The organism is Saccharopolyspora kobensis (assembly GCF_900108315.1).
Lineage (GTDB): Bacteria > Actinomycetota > Actinomycetes > Mycobacteriales > Pseudonocardiaceae > Saccharopolyspora > Saccharopolyspora kobensis.
Genome location: NZ_FNVB01000003.1, coordinates 687139 through 705559 on the forward strand (window position 1 = coordinate 687139; position 18421 = coordinate 705559).

General features: G+C 70.2%; 16 protein-coding genes. 3 read left to right on the forward strand and 13 right to left on the reverse strand.

All coding sequences use genetic code 11. From position 1 onward, the window contains the following. Window positions 1-7: 7 nt before the first annotated feature. From C4T78_RS11700 to C4T78_RS11745, 10 genes are all read right to left on the reverse strand, one after another. Window positions 8-976, reverse strand: a complete 969-nt coding sequence (locus C4T78_RS11700; RefSeq protein ID WP_093356827.1) for a 3-hydroxybutyryl-CoA dehydrogenase — start codon at window positions 974-976, stop codon at window positions 8-10. Further along, on the reverse strand, window positions 973-2079 hold the full coding sequence (locus tag C4T78_RS11705) for an NAD/NADP-dependent octopine/nopaline dehydrogenase family protein (protein ID WP_093356828.1): 1107 nt from the start codon (window positions 2077-2079) through the stop codon (window positions 973-975). Before C4T78_RS11705 ends, C4T78_RS11700 begins: the two co-directional genes overlap by 4 nt. A 27-nt stretch (window positions 2080-2106) precedes the next feature. Then, complete coding sequence (locus C4T78_RS11710; RefSeq protein ID WP_177247745.1) at window positions 2107-3477, reverse strand: spinster family MFS transporter; 1371 nt, start codon at window positions 3475-3477, stop codon at window positions 2107-2109. A 594-nt stretch (window positions 3478-4071) separates the two neighbouring features. Further along, window positions 4072-5481, reverse strand: coding sequence for an aspartate ammonia-lyase (locus tag C4T78_RS11715; RefSeq protein ID WP_093356830.1), 1410 nt, complete (start codon window positions 5479-5481; stop codon window positions 4072-4074). A gap of 14 nt (window positions 5482-5495) precedes the next feature. Beyond that, window positions 5496-6629, reverse strand: a complete 1134-nt coding sequence (locus tag C4T78_RS11720) for a M20 family metallopeptidase (RefSeq protein WP_093356831.1) — start codon at window positions 6627-6629, stop codon at window positions 5496-5498. A 10-nt stretch (window positions 6630-6639) separates the two neighbouring features. Then, on the reverse strand, window positions 6640-7305 hold the full coding sequence (locus tag C4T78_RS11725) for a DUF1028 domain-containing protein (RefSeq protein ID WP_093356832.1): 666 nt from the start codon (window positions 7303-7305) through the stop codon (window positions 6640-6642). A gap of 172 nt (window positions 7306-7477) precedes the next feature. Further along, the gene (locus C4T78_RS11730; RefSeq protein ID WP_093146208.1) at window positions 7478-7900 is read right to left on the reverse strand and encodes a RidA family protein; all 423 of its coding nucleotides are present in this window, start codon (window positions 7898-7900) and stop codon (window positions 7478-7480) included. Continuing rightward, window positions 7900-9174 (reverse strand): flavin-containing monooxygenase, encoded by a 1275-nt coding sequence (locus C4T78_RS11735; protein WP_093356833.1) that lies wholly within the window; start codon window positions 9172-9174, stop codon window positions 7900-7902. Before C4T78_RS11735 ends, C4T78_RS11730 begins: the two co-directional genes overlap by 1 nt. 168 nt (window positions 9175-9342) lie before the next feature. Then, window positions 9343-10728: an MFS transporter gene (locus C4T78_RS11740; RefSeq protein WP_093356835.1), complete on the reverse strand. Its 1386-nt coding sequence runs from the start codon at window positions 10726-10728 to the stop codon at window positions 9343-9345. 185 nt (window positions 10729-10913) lie between these two features. Then, the gene (locus C4T78_RS11745; RefSeq protein WP_093356914.1) at window positions 10914-11852 is read right to left on the reverse strand and encodes a LysR family transcriptional regulator; all 939 of its coding nucleotides are present in this window, start codon (window positions 11850-11852) and stop codon (window positions 10914-10916) included. 245 nt (window positions 11853-12097) lie between these two features. On the opposite strand from C4T78_RS11745, the gene C4T78_RS11750 reads away from it, so the two are divergent. Next, window positions 12098-13954: an eCIS core domain-containing protein gene (locus C4T78_RS11750; protein WP_093356836.1), complete on the forward strand. Its 1857-nt coding sequence runs from the start codon at window positions 12098-12100 to the stop codon at window positions 13952-13954. Window positions 13955-13999: 45 nt separating this feature from the next. On the opposite strand, the gene C4T78_RS11755 is transcribed toward C4T78_RS11750, so the two are convergent. Continuing rightward, window positions 14000-14989, reverse strand: a complete 990-nt coding sequence (locus tag C4T78_RS11755) for a GlxA family transcriptional regulator (RefSeq protein WP_093356837.1) — start codon at window positions 14987-14989, stop codon at window positions 14000-14002. Window positions 14990-15078: 89 nt separating this feature from the next. Here C4T78_RS11755 and C4T78_RS11760 point away from each other — a divergent pair, with 89 nt between their 5' ends. Both C4T78_RS11760 and C4T78_RS11765 read left to right on the forward strand, forming a co-directional pair. After that, complete coding sequence (locus tag C4T78_RS11760) at window positions 15079-16332, forward strand: MFS transporter (protein ID WP_103908111.1); 1254 nt, start codon at window positions 15079-15081, stop codon at window positions 16330-16332. Window positions 16333-16388: 56 nt separating this feature from the next. Further along, complete coding sequence (locus tag C4T78_RS11765; RefSeq protein WP_143185993.1) at window positions 16389-16940, forward strand: hypothetical protein; 552 nt, start codon at window positions 16389-16391, stop codon at window positions 16938-16940. A gap of 44 nt (window positions 16941-16984) precedes the next feature. Here C4T78_RS11765 and C4T78_RS11770 read toward each other — a convergent pair whose 3' ends face one another. Together C4T78_RS11770 and C4T78_RS11775 are read right to left on the reverse strand one after the other, a co-directional pair. Continuing rightward, window positions 16985-17908 carry an NAD-dependent epimerase/dehydratase family protein gene (locus C4T78_RS11770; protein ID WP_093356841.1) on the reverse strand — a complete coding sequence of 308 codons (924 nt, stop codon included), beginning with the start codon at window positions 17906-17908 and terminating at the stop codon, window positions 16985-16987. Window positions 17909-17922: 14 nt separating this feature from the next. Then, entirely contained in the window at window positions 17923-18342 is a 420-nt protein-coding gene (locus tag C4T78_RS11775) for a hypothetical protein (RefSeq protein WP_258958340.1), read from the reverse strand. Window positions 18343-18421: the final 79 nt, after the last annotated feature.

Sequence of the window (18421 nt, forward strand, 5' to 3'; positions counted from 1 at the left end):
TTGCCGGTCAGTCCTCCTGCTTGGTGGGCACCGGGGTTCCGTTGCGCAGGTGCGGTTCGCGGAGGCCGAAGATCGCCTCGAACTCGCGCATCCGCGCTGCCCGGTACTCCGGGACGCCATCGGGGTCGAAGTCGTAGAAGCCGGTGCCGTCCTGCAGGCCTCGGCGGCTGGTCGACATGTTCCGCTCGATCACGTCCGGGTGCTGGAAGCGCTCGCCCAGCTCGGAGGTCAGGTAGCGGGAGGCGTAGTAGAGGATGTCGCAACCGCCCCAGTCGATGAACTCCAGCGGGCCGAGCACCGAGAAGCGCGGGCCGAGGCCCGCCCGGACCGCCAGATCGATGTCGGCCGCGCTGGCCACGCCCTCCTCGACCATGCGGGCGGCTTCGTTCATCACCAGCGCCTGCAGCCGCGGCACGATGTAGCCCGCCGCCGGGCCGCACACCACCGGGACCTTGCCGATGCGCTCGAGCAGCCCGGTCAGCGCCTCGACCGCCTCCGGGTCGGTCTCGTCGCTGCGGCTGACCTCCACCAGCGGCATCAGGTCGGCGGGGTTGAGCCAGTGCGCGTTGACCACCCGGCCCGGCCGGTCGACCAGCTTCGCGATCTCGGTGACCAGGAACGTCGAGGTGGTCGAGGCGATCACGGCGGACTCGCCGACCTGGGTGCAGACCCACGCCAGCGCCTCGCGCTTGATCTCGATGACCTCGGGCACCGCCTCGAACACCACGACCGCATCGGCCAGCCGCGCCGCTTCCCGGCCGCACACCGTCAAACCGGCCAGCGCCGCGTCGTCACCGAGCTTCGCGCGCAGCTGCTCGGCCAGGCGGTCGCGGACGCGCCGGCAGTAGGCGCTGCGCTCCTCCTCGGTGCGGTCCTTGACGTCGGCCAGCACCACCGGCAGGCCTGCGGCCAGGCACGTCAGCGCGATGCCCTCGCCCATCCGGCCGGCACCGACCACCGCGATCTCGTCGGTCACGACTCGAACCCCTCCACCAGCAGCTGCGCCAACTCTTCCCGGGACAACTCCGCCAGGCCCAGGCTCTCCAGCGTGCGCCCCTCCGCGTAGAGATCGCGGCCGGTGATCGCCGAGGCGATGCTCAGCAGGCCGTGCGCCACCGGGGTCGGCACGCCCGCCCACCGGCCGACCGAGACCAGCAGGGACAGGCCCAGCCGGGTGTCCTCCAGCATGTAGCGGTGGCTGAGCAGGTCGATCTTCTCCCGCCAGTCGCCGCTGTCGGTCAGCTTCTCATGCGCGGCGCGGCCGTACATCCACTCCTCGCCGTCGGTGGCGTAGTGGTCGGCCAGCGGGAAGTGCGGGGCGCGGTAGCCGAGCGCTTCGCGCAGCGCGACGCGCTCGGCGTCCAGCGCGTCGGTGACGCGGCGGATCGACTGCTGGGTGCCCTCGTTGTGGATGTCCCAGGCGTCGAAGTGCTCCAGCGGCCCGGCGTTCATCATGATCAGCGGCGGGTGGATGATCGGCCCGGCGTTCATCAGCGCCCCGCTGAGCCCGTCCTCGGCGACCTCGACGCTCGGGTAGGCCTCGCGCAGCACGCCGAACGCCTTGTCCGCCAGCCGGCTCGGGAACACCCCGGTCGGCAGGCGCGTCGCGTAGCAGCTGATAACGATCTCGGTGTCGCCGTGCCTGCGGGCCAGGTAGGGCAGCGTGCCCGTCTCGGCGAACGCGACCTCGGCGGAGTTGCCCGCGTCGGCCATCGCCCTGCCGAACAGCACGGAGCCGAGCGTGCCCGGCGGCAGGAAGACGACCTGGCCGTCGGTGAGCAGCGGGGCCAGCCGCCCGGCCAGGTCCTGGTGGGTGGTCGAGGGCAGCGGGACGACGATCAGCGCGGCCTCGCGCACCGCCTCGGCGAGGTCGGTGACCGGCCGGATCGCGCCGTCGGCGTCGCCCACCGGCACCTGCCGGGTGCCGCGGTGGTCGCGGACGGTGACAGCACCCGCCGCGCGGAGGGCCTCGTGCGCTTCGGCGTCGCGCCGCCACCACCGCACGTCGTGACCGTGCTCGGCGAGTTCCGCTGCTGCGGCCCAGCACCCGTGCCCGCCTCCGAGGACTGCGATTCTCAACTCGTCGAACCCTTCTCGCGTCGGAACTCAGCCGGCCTGCACCGTCTCGCGCTGCTCGGTGAGCAGCCTTTCACGCGAGAGGCTCTGCCGGAAGTGCTTGCAGCCGCGCCACAGCAGCGCGATGGTCACCACCGAGGCGATCCCGTAGACGATGGACAGCGACGAGCCGACCATCTTCTCGTCCCCGAAGACCCGGTCGGTGACCAGCGCGACCAGCGTGGTGCCCAGCGCCAGGCCGATCAGGTTCGAGATCAGCAGGAACATCGCCGAGACCTGGGCACGCATCTGGTTCGGGCTGAGCACCTGCATGGCGGCGGTGGAGGCGGGCATCGGGAACGAGGCGAAGAACATCGCCACCGCCAGCAGCACCAGCGACGCCCACAGGTTCCCGACCTGCGTGAACGCGATGACCGGGACCGTCATGCCCACCGCGCCGATCACCCCGGCGCGCATCGCGGCGTCGGAGTGCCCGCGCTTGGCCAGCAGATCGATCAGCCAGCCGCCGAAGAGCACCCCGCTGCCGTTGGCCACCAGCACCACGACACCCAGCAGGTAGCCGGCCTCGGTGGAGGTCAGGCCGAAGGCGCGGATGTAGAACGCCGGGGTCCAGGCCATCATGCCCAGCAGCACCAGGGCGTAGAGCGAGAAGCCCAGGTAGTGCATGGCGAAGGTCTTGCGGTGGCTCCACAGGAAGCCGAACACGTTGCGCAGCGCGACCTTCTGCACTCCCCCGTCGGCGTCGTGCTTGAGGCCGCGGCGGCCCGGGTCGCGCACGGTCAGGAACACCAGCAGCGCCAGCAGCAGACCGGGCAGCCCGACGATCAGGAACGTCAGCTGCCAGGCGCGCACCTCACCGGCCAGCGGCAGCACGACGGCGTCCACGGAGTTGAGCAGGTTGATGACGTAGCCGCCGATGATGAACGCGGCCGCCCCGCCGATGAACGAGCCCAGCGAGTAGATCCCGTAGGCCCGCCCGAGCTTGTTCTTCGGGAACATGTCGCTGAACATCGAGTACGCCGCGGGGGACAGCGCCGCCTCGCCGACGCCCACCCCGATCCGCGCCAGGAACATGTGCACGAATCCCTTGCTGAGTCCGGAGAGCGCGGTGGCCAGGCTCCAGAACGCGATGCCGATGGAGATGATCAGCGGCCGGGAGCGCTTGTCCGCGAGGATCGCGATCGGCAGCCCCATGAACGAGTACAGCAGGGAGAAGGCCAGCCCGTTGAGCAGGCTGAACTGGGTGTCGGTGAGGCCGAGGTCGCGCTTGATCGGCTCGATCATCAGCGACAGGATCTGCCGGTCGACGAAGGAGAAGACGTAGGCGATCATGCAGACCGCCACCACGTACCACTGGTAGCGGTACGACTTCCGCGCTTCGGGGAGCATTTCGTCGGTCATCGGCAAGCGCCCTCTGCAGTTCGGTGATCTCGTCGGGCCCGCCGGGGATCGGCGAAGGACCGGGCCGCCGGTCGTCGGCGTGCCCGGTACGCTAATTTCGCGTGACCGGGGCAACAACTGGGGGTTCCCCTCCCGGAACGCAGCGATTCCCCCACGCGGCTAAGGAAATCCCCTACGCGGCGTTGCGGCAGTGCAGCGTCCACGACCACCCCCGGGTCGTGAATCCGGCTACTTCGCGCGGGGGTGAACCTCTGCGATTTCACTTGAAATCGGCTCGCCGCGGCACTGGAGGGTGTGTCGAGAACGGTGCCGATTTCAATTGAGATCGCTACACACCTCAAGCAACCACCCACCGCTTCGAACCGGACCCGGCCCCGTGCCTCGCCGCACCGGATCTCGTGACGTTCGAGCCCGCGTCACCGCCGGATGGTTCGGTGGTGACGCCGGGGAGACCTGATCACCGGCCGTGGGGTGGCGCTGGGCCCGGGTTCAAAGCGGTTCACCCCGGGTGGGCGGCGATTTCAATTGAAATCGGATTTCCCGCGTTATCGACGGCACGTGCGGTGCGGCGAAGCCAGTTTCAAATCGCGCTGGTCAGGAGCGCTCCCGGCCGGTCAGCGCTTCGGGGGCGAGCAGCGCGGTGAGCTGCTGCTCGGTGAGGGCGGTGCGTTCGCGCACCAGGTCGAGCGCCGGGCGGCCGTCGCGGTGCGCTTCCACCGCGATCGCGCACGCCGTCTCGTAGCCGAGCGCCGGGCTCAACGCCGTCACCAGCGCCGCCGAGCTCGCCACGATCGCCGAGAGGTGCTCCCGGCGGGCCTCGATCCCCGCCACGCACTGCTCGGCCAGCACTCGCAGCCCGGCGGCGAGGTGGCCCATCCCGGCGCTGAGCACCCGGGCGATGACCGGTTCGAACGGGTTGAGCTGGAGCTGGCCGCCCTCGGCCGCGAGGGTCACCGTGACGTCGTTCCCGATGATGTCGAAGGCGATCTGGTTGACCACCTCCGGGATCACCGGGTTCACCTTGCCCGGCATGATCGACGATCCCGCCTGCCGCGCGGGCAGCGCGATCTCGCCGAAACCGGCCTGCGGTCCGGAGGACAGCAGGCGCAGGTCGTTGCAGATCTTCGAGACCTTGACCGCCGTCCGCTTCAGGACGCCGGACAGCTGCACGAAAACCCCGACGTCCTGGGTGGCCTCGACGAGGTCGGTGGCCGAGACGAGCGTGCCGATCCCGGTGATGTCGCGCAGCCGCGCCAGCGCGGCCTCCCGGTAGCCCGGGCGGGCGTTGAGGCCGGTGCCGATGGCCGTGCCGCCGAGGTTGAGCTCGTGCAGCAGCAGCCGGACCTCCGACAGCCGCAGCTCGTCCTCGCCGAGCGTCACCGCGAACGCGCCGAACTCCTGGCCGAGCGTCATCGGAACGGCGTCCTGGAGCTGGGTCCGCCCCATCTTAAGGACGTCGGCGAACTCCGCGGCCTTGGCCTCGAACGCGGCACGCAGGACCGACAGCGCGGCCAGCAGCTCGCCGAGGTGCGCGTCCAGGGCCAGCTTGACCGCCGTCGGGTAGACGTCGTTGGTGCTCTGCCCGAGGTTCACGTGGTCGAGCGGGTGCACCGTCGCGTAGTCGCCGCGCGGCCGGCCCAGGATCTCCAGGGCGCGGTTGGCGATCACCTCGTTGGCGTTCATGTTCGTCGAGGTGCCCGCCCCGCCCTGGACCAGGTCGACGACGAACTGGTCGTGCAGCCGTCCGGCCCGGATCTCCTCGCACGCCGCGACGATCGCCGAGCCGATCCGCTCGGGCAGCGCCCCGACCTCGGTGTTCGCCGCCGCCGCGGCCTGCTTGACCGCGGCGAGCGCGACGACCAGGTGCGGCCGGGCGGCCAGGGTTTCGCCGCTGATCGGGAAGTTGACCAGGGCCCGCGCGGTGTGCACGCCGTAGTAGGCCTCGGCCGGCACGGCCGCGGTGCCGAGCATGTCGTGCTCGGTCCGCGCTTTCGGATCGGACATGGAGATCTCCCGGGTCAGGAGCCGTCGCGGGCCCGGTCGACGCCGGTCCAGGCCAGCGCGACCGCACCGTCGAGCAGAGCGCGTTCGGCCTGCCGGCCGACGCAGTGCGCGGCGAACTCGCGCTGGTGGTTGGTGGCGGGCAGCGATCCGATCCCGATGTAGGGGTGGATGGCGGGCACCACCTGCGAGACGTTGCCCATGTCGGTCGACGCCCGGTTCATCCGGCCCGCCAGCCCGTCGGGGGCGAACTCGCGCCCGAGCCGCAGTGCGTTGGCCCGGTAGGCCGCGAGGGTGCGCTCGTCGGTGCGGAACTCGGCGTAGGGCTTGCTCTCCGCCTCGACCTCCAGCGAGGTTCCGGTCGCCAGCGCGCCCGCTTCGAAGCAGCGCATCACCTTCGGCTCGATCTCGGCCAGCTCGGCCAGGGTCTCCGCGCGCACGTACCACCGGCCCGACGAGGACTCCGGGATCGCGTTGGGCGCCGAACCGGCGGAGGTGACGATGCCGTGCACCCGCGAACTCGGCGGGAGCTGCTGGCGCAGCAGGCCGATGGCGACCTGGGCGACGGTGAACGCGTCCGCGGCGTTCACGCCGTCCTCGGGGTAGGCCGCGGCGTGCGCGGAGCGGCCGGTGTAGGAGACCCGGGAGTGGCTGACCGCGAAGGGCCGCGCCTCGGCGACGTCGACCGGTGCCGGGTGGACCATCATGGCCAGGTCGACGTCGCGGAACGCGCCGCGGTCCAGCATCTCGATCTTGCCGCCGCCGCCCTCCTCGGCCGGTGTGCCGTAAACCTCGACGGTCAGGCCGAGATCGTCGGCGACCTCGGCGAGTCCGAGCGCGGCACCGACCGACGACGACGCGATCAGGTTGTGCCCGCAGGCGTGCCCGAGCCCGGGCAGCGCGTCGTACTCGGCGCACAGCGCGATCCGCAGCGGGCCCGAGCCGCAGCTGGCGAGGAACGCGGTCTCCAGGCCCAGGTAGGCCGGGGTCACGGTGAAGCCGCGGCGTTCGAGCAGCTGCGGAACCGTCGCGGCGGCGAAGTGCTCCTCCCAGGCGGTCTCCGGCCGGGCGTGCAGCGTCGTCGACAGCTCCACCAGGTCGTCGGCCGCCCGGTCCACCGCGGCGCGGACCGCGTCCTTCTCGCTCAGCATGCGTTTCCTCCTACAGGTCGCCGGGGACGCCGTACGACGGCGCGGCCGAGGGCTGCAGCCCGCGGCGGACGTAGTCGTCGCGCTGCGGCAGCCAGATCTCCAGTGCTTCGGCCAGGCGGTCGATCGGGTCCTCGGCCCAGTCGACGCGCAGATCGGTCACCGGCCACTCCACGTCGGCCACAACGGCGAGGCCCGCGGAGTGCACCGGTCCTTCCTCGCCGCCCGCTGCGACAGCCGCTTGCATCGCGGTGAGCAGGCGCTCTTCGAGCTCGCCCGTCGCGGATTCGAAGGCGGCGACCATGATCGCCGGGATTTCGGTGCTGCTGAGCAGGTTTCCCGCGGCCACCGAGTGCGCACCGACGGCGGCGCCGTGGGTGCCGAGGGTGTGCTCACCGCTGAACCACGCGGCCGGCCCGGTCGGCCCGACCGCGGACAGCTGGCGGTAGGCGAGATCGGTCGCGTCACCGCCGACTTCGCGCAGGGCGCGCGGAGCGTCGCCGTGGGCGGCCAGCCGGTCGAGGATGCGCCCGCCGAGGCGGGGATCGGTGATGTTCTGCGAGGCGGCGGCACCGACGTTCGGCCGCAGGTGCAGGCAGCGCGCGGCCACCGCGGGGCTCGATGAGCTGACGGCCATGCCGAAGCGGCCGTCCTGCCTGGCTGCGATGGAGAAGGTCACTGTCCCGCCTCTCCGCGATTGTCAGTGGTGGTTGCGTCCGGGATCGATCTCGCGTTTCGCGGTTTCTTGTGGCTGGGTCGCATCACGTTCCCTTGGGGTGCGGTTGAGCAGGACTCCGGTGGACACAAGGGGTGTCAACGGTTGGCCGGGACTCCGGTTGGCACGGAGGGTGTCATCGTTCGTCTTCCGGGATCACGGCGATGGCGTCGATCTCGCACAGCCACTCCGGGCGGGCCAGCGCGGAGACCACGACGCCGGTGGAGATCGGGTGCACGCCCCGGGTCCAGCGGCCGACGGTCCGGTAGACGGTCTCCCGGTAGCGCGGGTCGACCAGGTAGATGGTCAGCTTGACCAGGTGCTCCATCCGGCTGCCCGCCTCGCGCAGCAGCATGTCGATGTTGGCCATCGCCTGCTCGGCCTGGGCACCGACGTCGCCGATGCCGACCGACTCGCTGGTGTCGAGGTCCTGGCCGATCTGGCCCCGGACGTAGACCGTGTTGCCCGCGACCACGGCCTGGCACAGGTCGTTGTCGAGGTTCTGCTCGGGATAGGTGTCGCGGGTGTTGAACGGGCGGATGCGGGTGTGCGTCGGCATCAGGCGGCTCCGGTCGTCTCGGTCGGTTCGGTGCGGTAGGAGAGGTAGCTGCGCTGGATCGAGATGTGCTCGGCCACGTACGCGGCGTCGTGCCAGACGCCCCAGATGAAACTCGACCCGCGCCGCGACAGCCACGGCAGGCCGAGGAAGTAGATCCCCGGTTCGGCGGACACGCCGCGGGTGTGCTGCGGCTTGCCGTCCTCGCCGAAGGCCTCGACCTGCAGCCAGTCGTAGTCGGGCCGGAAACCGGTCGCCCAGATGATCGAGGTGATCCCGGCGCCGGCGAGGTCGAGCTCGGTGATCGGGTCGGTCACGCACTCCGGGTCGGGGGCGAAGGTGCGGGCCTGCGGTTCCTCGGGCAGGTCGAGCCCGTTGCGCGCGATGTACTCGTCGGCCTCGTCGAGCATCTTCAGGTAGTTGGCATCGCCGTTGGCGATGTTCTGGCGCAGATCATCGGCGAAGCGGATCCGCCCGTCGGCGAACGTGCGGGTCATGCCGAGGAGGGTGATGCCGTCGGCGGCGAGCGCCCGGAAGTCGACGGTGCGGCCGCCCTGCGCGCCGCTGACGGCGATCGTGACGTGCTCCGCGCCGCGCGGCGGCGCTGCCGCGTCCCACTTGTTGAGCACGCCGAGCCACCAGCAGAAGTCGCGGCCCCGGTAGCGGCGCGGCGGCCGGTCGTGCGGACCGACCGACAGGTAGACCTGCCTGCCGGAGCGCCGCAGCTCGTCGGCGATCTGGACGCCCGACGACCCGGCGCCGACCACGAGCACCGCGCCTTCGGGCAGCTGCTGCGGGTTGCGGTAGGAGCTGGAGTGCAGCTGGGTCACGTCCGCGTCCTCGGGGACGACGGGCGGGATCACCGGGGTCTGGAACGGTCCGGTCGCGGCCACCACGTACCGGGCGTCGATCACGCCGTCCGAGGTCTCCGCGCGGAAGCCGGGGCGCCCGGCGTTCTTCCGCACGCTCCGGACGTCCACGCCGCAGCGGATCGGCGCGCCGATCTTCTCCGCGTAGGCGACGAAGTAGTCCGCGACCTGCTCCTTCGAGGCGAAGCCGTCGGGGTCGACGTCGGCGAACTCCATGCCCGGGAAGCGGTCGTGCCAGGCCGGGCCGTTGGCGACCAGCGAGTCCCAGCGCCCGGTGCGCCAGCGCTCGGCGATGCGGTCGCGCTCCAGCACCAGGTGCGGGATGCCGCGTGCGCCGAGGTGCTCGCTCATGGCCACCCCGGCCTGTCCTGCGCCGACCACGAGGACCTCGGTCTCGTGCTGCGACATGTGAACCTCCGTTCCACTGGTCCCGGCGTGCTCGCCCCGGCGGATCGCCGACGATCCGAGTCTGGGCGAACCCGCTGCAACTGACCAGAACATCTTTTTGAAGAACTGCATCGAAATGGCAGATGCAAGGGACCGCGCGGGCGCGCGGCAGGCGCGCGCCCGCGATCGTCAGGAATCGCCCTTGGCCGCGAACGTTCCGGCCGGCTGCTCCGCGGCGTCGATGTCCTGCGCCTGCAGCAGGCTGCTCCCGGCGGTCTCCCGCATGCTCAGCGCCGCGACGAGTCCGATCGCCGCGGCGACCATGAGGTAGGGCCCGGGGACCAGCAGGCTGCCGGTGGCCGAGATCAGCACGGTCATCAGGAACGGCACGGTGCCGGCGAAGAGCGCGGCGGTGATGTTGTAGGCGATGGACAACCCGCTCTGCCGCGTGCGGGTCGGGAAGATCTCCGCGGCCCACACGGCGTAGCTGCCGAGGATCGCCGAGAGGATCACCGCCAGCACGAGCCCGGCGACGACGGTGCCGAGCATCCCCGTCTGCATCAGCAGGTAGGCGGGCGTGGCCACGACCAGCAGCGCGGCGGCGGCGCCGACTAGGACGGGCTTGCGGCCGATCCGGTCGGACATGCGGCCGAACACCGGCACCAGCACGAGGCCGAGCAGGGAGATGAAGGTCGACAGCAGCGCGGCGCTCTCGGCGGAGTGGCCCAGGTGGTCGGTCTGGTAGGTCACCAGGTAGGTCAGCACCGCGTAGAAGGGCACGTGCATCAGCGTCATGAGCCCGGCGGCCTGCAGCAGCTGCCGCCAGTTGACGCGGAAGAGCTCCTTGACCGGGCTGCGCGACACCGAGTCCGTCGCCTCCAGCACCCGGTACTCCGGGGTGTCCTCGATCTTCGTGCGGATGACGTAGCCGATCACGCCCATCGGCGCGGCGATCAGGAACGGGATCCGCCAGCCCCAGTCGGTGATCTGCTCCGGGGTCAGCGACACCGACAGCAGGTAGAAGGCGAACGATCCGGACAGGAAGCCGAGCAGCGAGCCGACTTCCAGCCAGCTGACGCCGAAACCGCGCCGAGCGCGCGGCGAGTACTCGGCCAGGAAGCTGGCGGCGCTGCCGAACTCGCCGCCCGCCGCGAACCCCTGCACCAGCCGGATCGCGACGAGCAGGACAGGCGCGGCCATCCCGATCGTCCCGTACCCGGGCAGCAGGCCGATCGCGAGCGTGGCCAGCGACATCACGATGATGACGATGGACAGCGTCCGGCGGCGGCCGATGCGGTCGCCGAGCGGCCCGAACACCAGCGCGCCGAGCGGGCGGATGGCGAAGGACACCGCGAACACGGCGAACACCGACAGCACGCCGGCGACCTCGTTCTCGGCGGGGAAGAACACCGTCGCGATGGTGGTGGCGAGGTAGGCGTAGACGGCCCAGTCGAACCAGTGGACGAAAACGCCGATCGCGCCGGCGGCGACGCTGCGGCGCAGCGTCGCGGGATCGGCCTGGACGGCCGCGTCGAGCGCGGCATCGGCGGCGGAACGTGGTGCGGGTCCGGACACGGGGCCTCCAGCGGTCGTCGCGGGGACGGCGGCAGACAGCGCCCTGCGCCCCTGCCGTGAACAGCACCGATGTCCTCGGCGTGTTGGGAGGGGACGCTATGACCTCAGCAGAGATCACTCAAACAGAGATAACAGGTCCAAGGCATCACCAAATCCGATGCAACCCGGGAAGCGCGGTTCGCGCCCTACTTGCCCAACCGCCCGTTCGCCGCGCGAAGCCGTTCGACGACCGTGCGCGCGCTGTCGGTGACCGCACGGGCCCGAGCGGTGCGGCGCACCGACTCCATCCACGCCACCACCACCGACAGCGACGGCACGTCGTCGGCGATGGCGCGCGATTCGACGCGCCCGCCGCCGTAAGTGCCGTCCAGCCCCGGACGCTGGTTCAGCAGCGAGAAGCCCAGCCCCTGGGCGACCATCCCGCGAACCGCCTCGACGTTGTGCGACCGGTAGGCGATGCGGGGCGGCGCACCGGCGGCGGCCAGCAGCTCGCGGAAGTACTCGCGGCTGTGCGGCAGGTCGAGCAGCACCATCGGTTCATCGGCCAGGTCGCGCAGCCGGACCTCCGGCAGCGCGGCGAGCCGGTGCCCGGGCGGCAGGATCACGTACGGCGGCGCCTCGGCGATGACCTCCCGCACCACGCCTTGCCCGAGCCCCAGGTCGTAGGTGACCGCGACCTCGACCGTGCCGCTGCGAAGCGCGTTGCTCACCGCGGCGGCCTCCAGTTCGAGCACCTCGACGTCGAGCCCGGGATGGACCGAGCTCAGCTCCGCGAGCAGTTCGGGCATCACGAACGGGACGAGCGTGACCATGCACGCGAGCCGGATGTGCCCGCGCACGTCGTCACCACGGCCCCGCGCGGCGTCCAGCACCTCGCCGAGGTGCGCGAGCAGCCCGCGAACGTCCCGCAGGAACTCCTCCCCCGCCGCGGTCAGCACGAGCCCCCGCGCGTGCTGCCGGATGAACAGCGGCGTGCCCACCTGCTTCTCCAGCTGGGCAACGGCCGTCGACACGGCTGACTGAGCGACCCGCAGCTCCTCGGCGGCCTTGGTCATGCTCAGCAAGGAAGCGGCCTGCACGAAGTACCGCAGCTGCGTGAGCGTCACATCCGGCTGCCTGCTCACCACAACACCGCCTTCGCGCGTCCGATCATCAGCGGAACAGTTGCCGATCCCGAGAGAACCATTACACCAGATCCAAGATGCGCGTCGGTCCCGGCGAAGCGGCCCGCACATGGCTTCGGCTTCTCCGAATGCGTTGCCTGTAGGGGCAGGAATGCCGGGTGCTGATCGTGCCCTCCCACGCCTTCTCCCGATGCCGCACCGGCGGGGAATGTCGGGGACTACCGGCAGAACGCTCAAGGAGTGCCATGCGCGCGCACGACCGGAATTCGGCAAAGCAGCCTCCGACGCCCGAGCACCGACCGACCGAACTCGCGGAGAACTCCCCCTGCCCGGCCTCGGGCGGCCCCCTGCCACCGCGGGATGTCGTGGCCCTGCAGCGGGCGATCGGCAACGCCGCCACCGCCCACCTGCTCACCACACGTGGCGAAGCACCCGACGAACCGGCACAGCGCTCCACCGTGCCTGATGTGCTGCGCCAGCCCGGCGCACCGCTCGGCGACCAGCTGCGAGACGAGATGGAAGGTCGGTTCGGCACGGATTTTTCAGCGGTGCGCCTGCACACCGATACCGTCGCTCAGCGGTCGGCCACCGAAATCGGAGCACGCGCCTACACCTCCGGCCAGCACATCGTCACCGGCACCGGCAGCATCGACAAGCACACGCTGGCCCACGAACTCACCCACGTCATCCAGCAGCGCTCGGGGCCGGTATCCGGCACCGACCACGGAGACGGCTTGCGCATCTCCGATCCCGGCGATCGGTTCGAGCAGGAAGCCGAGGCCACCGCCACCCGCGTAATGACCGGCGCACCCCTCGACCATCCACATCGGATAGATGCAGCCCATCGCACGGACACGCCTGCGATTCAGCGGCAGGTCGGACTCGAAGAACCGGTGCTGGAGAAGTTGCACGAGATGAAGTCGGGCGAGAAAGCAGGCCTCGAACTCTTCAAACTCCTGCTGCGCGAGACCGACAACGACAGCAACGCGGACAACCAAGAAGCGCTGAAGCTCGCAAAAAGCAAATTTGACAAGTCCGAACCATTCCTCCTCATCGCCGCCCTGATCCGTAATTGGAGAGAAACCGAACCCGAAAAGCGCAGAAGCGAAATCGAGAACATCGTGGACCACATCAACGAGTATGCGAAGCTCTTCGAGTCCAGACTCGGCTACATGGCCCAAGTCCCCATCGGCAGCGAGTTCACATTCACCAACGCGCCCTTAAAGGCGGTCAGACCCAAGAGCAAGAAGCCGGAGGACATCCTCGAAGCCCACAAAGAGCACTACGAGCAGGCCCAGGAACGCTGGCGGCAGGCAATCCAAACTCTCGGCAATCGGCGCGACAACAAGGCCGGAGATATTCCGGAACGGAAAGAGACCAGAGGAAAGTTCAACGAAGTCGCATACAAATACACCTTCAAGGAAGGGCCCCGCCCCGGCGGGAGATTGGAAAAGAGCTTCTCCTACGAGGTGACACTCGACCACAATGTCATCGAAATCGTCACATCACCTTATCCTGCCAGCGGAACGCAGGACGGGCAGACCCTGGCAAAAATATTCGACCAGTACATCTTCGGGGTCGCAAGACAGGCCGGCCTGGAGGCCGACGTGGACTACGGCAGCGGGCACATAAACCTGGACCTCGCGCACACCACCGGAGACGACGCCCAGCTGCTGATGAGATTCATCGACGCATATTTCGACGATGCGGATTACTTCAAATCCGAAGACCCGGACAAATCAAACGCACCGTTCATGGACGAATTTGACGAGAAGCAGCAAAATGAAATGAGCGGGGCGTACGACGCCATCAAGAAAGAATTCCAGAAATCCGTCGGCGATCAAAATCCCTGGAGCGCCCAGCGGCTGGCCAAGGAACTCACCACACGCGTCTTCAAGCACAACATCGCCGACGAGCCCAAGGAATTCAGCAGTCACTACCAAGCACTGAACATCGAGCACGTTGACGAGCGGGACAAAGAAGCGCGCAGATTAGAGATCCGGCGCCTACCCGCCCAGCGAGATCGCCAACACCTGATCGAACATCTGGAAAAGATCCAAGAACTCCTCCGCCGCGCTCAAGGAGGCAGGCCGATCGCCTAGACCGAAGGACTTCCTTCCCGAAGCCTCGAATGCGGTTCCGGGGTGTCAGCGCGGAGTGGTGGAGATCGTGGGCAGGTTCGCCGTCAGGCGTTGGCGGGTCGGGTTCGCTCCGTAGCGGTCGCGGAAGGCCTGGCGGAGGGTTTCCGTCGTGCCGAAGCCGCAGCGGCGGGCGATCGTGTCCAGCGGCAGGTCGCTGGAGGTCAGCAGCTGGGCCACCGCTTCGGTCCGGGCCGCTCGGACGTAGCGGCCCGGCGTGGTGTCCAGCTGGTTGACGAACAACCTGCGCAGGTGGCGGACGCTGATGCCCGCGCGGGAGGCCAGCGCCGGGGCCGAGAGATCCGCCGCGAGGTTGCCCGCGATGTAGCCCAGGAGATCCCGCACCACGCGGTCACCGGGCGGCGTCGCGGCCAGGAACATGCTGATCTGCGCCTGGTCCCCGCGCCGGTGCAGGTAGGTGACGAGGGTCTGGGCGACTTTCCGGGCCAGCGTCGGGCCGTGGTCGTCGGCGATCAGGCTGAGGCTCAGGTCCAGCGCGCTGGTCACCCCGGCCGAGGTGTGCAGGCGACCGTCCGAGATGTACAGCGGCACCGGATCCACCACCACGGCCGGGAACCGGGCCGCGATCTGGGCCGCGTGCTGCCAGTGCGTGGCCACCCGCTTGCCGTCGACCAGGCCCGCGGCGGCGAGCAGCGAGACGCCGGTGCAGATCGACACGATTCTCCTGCTGTCCCTGGCGATCCGGCTGATCTGCGCCACGATCCGCCGGTCCTCGCTGGCGGCGATGTGCCCGTGCCCGCCCGCGACGATCAGCGTGTCCACCGGACCCGCGACCTGCTCCAGCGCTCGCTGCGCGACCAGCGCGATGCCGCAGGAGCTCCGGATCGTCGCCCCGCGCGAGGTAACCAGCTCCACGGAATAGGGCGGCGCCGCACCGGCCCGGTTGGCCGAGGCGAAGGCGTCGCCCGGGCAGGCCACGTCCAGCAGCTCGACGTCGGGATAGCCGACGATGACGACGCGGCGGTCTGCGGTGCTCATCTGACCAGTTCCTCCCGGAGGGACGTGTCGCACAGGATTGCGGACGTCGTCGGGCCCCCGGCTGCGCGGTCTCGCGCAGAGTGGGCCGCATGACTGTGGTGGACAAGGGAAGTGAAGCGCCGCCGATCGGCTACCGGTTGCTGGCGACGCTCTACACCGCTCAGTTCCTCGGCACCGCGTTCTTCGCCACCGCGCTCGCGTCCATCCTGCGCGATCGCGGCGTGGGCCTGGAGGAACTCGGCCTGCTGCAAGTGGTTTCGATGCTCTCGGCGATGCGGGTGCTGTGGGCGCCGCTGGTGGACCGCTTCGGTTCCACCCGGCGCGGGCACTACCGGTCGTGGCTGCTCGTCCTGCAGCCGGCACTCGCGCTCGCGCTGCTGAGCCTGCTCGTGCTCGACCCGGTCGCCGATCTCGGGCTCGTGCTGTTCGCCGCGCTCGCCACCGGAGTCCTCTCCGCCACCCAGGACATCGCCGTCGACGCGCTCACGGTCCGCTTGCTGCGCCCCGAGCAGCACGGGATCGCCAACGGGATCCAGGTCGCGGGCGGCTACGTCGGCAGCCTCATCGGGGGCGGTGTCTCGCTGCTCGTCTACGACGAGTTCGGCTGGGCTCCGGCGGTGCTGGCACTGGCGATGCTGAGCGCTTTGCCCGCCGTGCAGCTGCTCTGGCTCGCCGAGCCCGCCGAGCAGATCGCGCGGCCGCGCTTGCGGCACCGCTACACCGCGCTGCTCGGCGTGCTGACCGAGCGCTCGAAGGCGCGCTGGACGCTGGTGGTGCAGCCGTGCTTCTTCGCCGGGATCTTCGCCGCCTACGCGCTGGTCGCCCCGATGCTGGTGGACGCGGGCTGGTCGCTGTCCAGCATCGGTCTGGTCGTCAACCTGCTCGGCGACACCTCGGCGATGCTCGGCGCGGTGCTCGCCGGCGCCCTGGTGGCGCGGCTCGGGACTCGTGCGTGCTTGATCCTGCTCGGGCTCGTCATGCTCGGCACCGTGCTGGCGCTGCTGCCGCTGGCTTCCGGTTCCGCCCCGGCGGTGGCGACGGGCGCGGCCATCCTGCTGTTCAAGATCGCCTACGCGGCATCGGCGACGGTGATCGCAACGGTGACGATGCGGCTGTCCAGACCGGCCACCGCGGGTGCGGACTACAGCGCCATGTCCAGCGTCGGCTCGGTGATCGCCTTCGGCGCGGGCACCGCCGCGCTGGCGCTCGCCGGTGCCGTCGGCTACCCGGCCGCGATGTCCGCGGCCGCCGCGCTCGTCGGTGCCGGCGTGCTGGCCGTGCGGTTGCTGCCCGCGCGGGAAGGGGCTGTCACACCCGCGGCCGCTGCTTCGTCCGATGAGTGAACACGAGCGGCGGCGGGCACCGCCTGCACGCCGCACCGACCGATGAGGATGTGCCGATGTCAGAGGTCCTGGAGAAGTTCGTACCGCAGCCGCTGGGCGCCGAGCGCCACGAGCTGCACATCCGGCAGAGCCCGGAAGTCGTGTGGAACGCGCTGAACACCTTCTCACCCGGTGACCTCCCCGTGGTTCGGCTGCTCATGGGCATCCGGTCGCTGCCGGACGCGGGTCCGGCGACCGCCGGTTCGTCGAGCATGATCGGGACCATGCTCCAGCGGGGCTGGTTCGAGCTGGCCACCGAGCCGCAGCGCTACGTCGTGCTCGGCTCGATCAGCCAGTTCTGGCGGCTGCGGCCAGGGGACTTCCGCCGCACCTGCCCGGCCGAGCAGTTCCGCGACCACGACGAGCCGGGCTTCGCCAAGTCCGCGTCGGTGTTCGAGCTCGTCCCGATCGGTGGCGGCACCCTGCTGCGCACCGAAACCCGGATCACCGCCGGATCCGCGACCGCTCGCCGGAAGATGCTGTCCTACTGGCGGTTCATCCGGCCGTTCAGCGGGCTGATCCGGCGGGTCATGCTGCGCGCCGTGGCCCGCAAGGCCGCCGCTGCGTGAGCCGGAGCGGGGCATCCCGGCCGCGGCCGGGATGCCCCGGTGGCTCAGGCCAGCCCGAGCCCGCTGCGCAGATCCGGGAACCGCGGTTTCCAGCCGAGCTCGCGGGTCGCCTTCTCGTGGGAGACCCGCAGCGTCGTGTCGATCATCTGGCAACCGAGGTAGGGCACCATGCGCCGGAACGCCCAGGCGGGCAACGAGATCGGCCGCGGCGTGCCGTGCGCCTCGGCCACGGTGCCGATGAAGTCCCGCCACCCGACGGGCGCGTCGTCCACGACGTTGTAGGCGTTGCCCGGCTCGCCGCGCTCCATCGCCGCGACCGCCGCCTCCGCGGCGTCCTGCACGTGGATCAGGCAGGTGCCGCCGGTCTTGCCCCTCGGCAGCAGCGGAACCCGCTTGCGGAGCAGGTCGGCGAACATGTCGCTGAACGCCTCCGGGCCGTAGAAGAGCCCGTAGCGCAAGGCGATTCCCTCGATGCCCTCGGCGTTGAACGTCTGCTGCTCGGTGGCCACGCTGGTCTCCACCACGGGATCGCCCGCGTTGCCGAACAGCCGGCCGAACTCGTCGTCCTCGGTGAGCACCCGGTCGCTGAAGTCGTGGTAGCCGTAGCCGGTGATCAACGACTGGGTGACGAACCGCCGAGCGCCCACCACCCTCGCCGCGGCCAGCAGGTGCTCGGTTCCCGGGCCGCGCAGCGCCTTCGTCGGATCGTCCTCGCGGATCCGCAGCCCGGCGTTGCGCATGGCCGTGGCCTGGTGCATCACCACGTCCAGCCGCATGCCCTCCACGGCCCGCAGCAGACCTCCGCGATCCATCACGTCCGCGACCACCGGGACGGCACCGCGCTGACGCACCACGCCGCGGTTGGCCGGGTTCCGGATGATCGCGGTGACCTCGTGCCCGGCATCGGCGAGCGCGGTCAGCAGCGGTTTCCCGATGGCGCCGGTGGCGCCGGCGAGCAGAACCTTCATGTCGTGCTTCCCCTTCAGACGTTCCGCGCGCTCTCGCGGGTGCGCACCGCTTTGAGCTGCCTGCGGTGCGCCACGAGCCCGGCCAGCGCGAGCAGCGAGACGAGCCCGAGCTGCCACCAGGTGTCCGGGCTGCCGCCGAGTTCGAGATCGGTGGCGTGGTTGATCGCGTGCAGCGTGTTGGTGACGATGAAGCCGCCCAGCGCGATCGACAGCACGTCGCGCCACACCAGGGCGGACAGCATCATCAGGCCGATGCCGATCTGGAAGACCCCGGCGTCGTGCAGGAAGTGCGTGTGGTTGGGGAACTGCGCGAACTCCGCGAAGCTCGGCGGGTCGATCCGCATCCATGCCCCGAAGACCAGCATGGTCAGCGCGCTCACCGCGGTGGCCGAGCCGACGAGCAGCTTGGCGGACCGGCTGTGACCGTCCATCATGTCCTGCTTCCCTTCCCGAGGGTGTGTTCGCCGATAGGACGAAGCGGCGGCCGGACCTGTGACAGCGCGACCGGCGCAG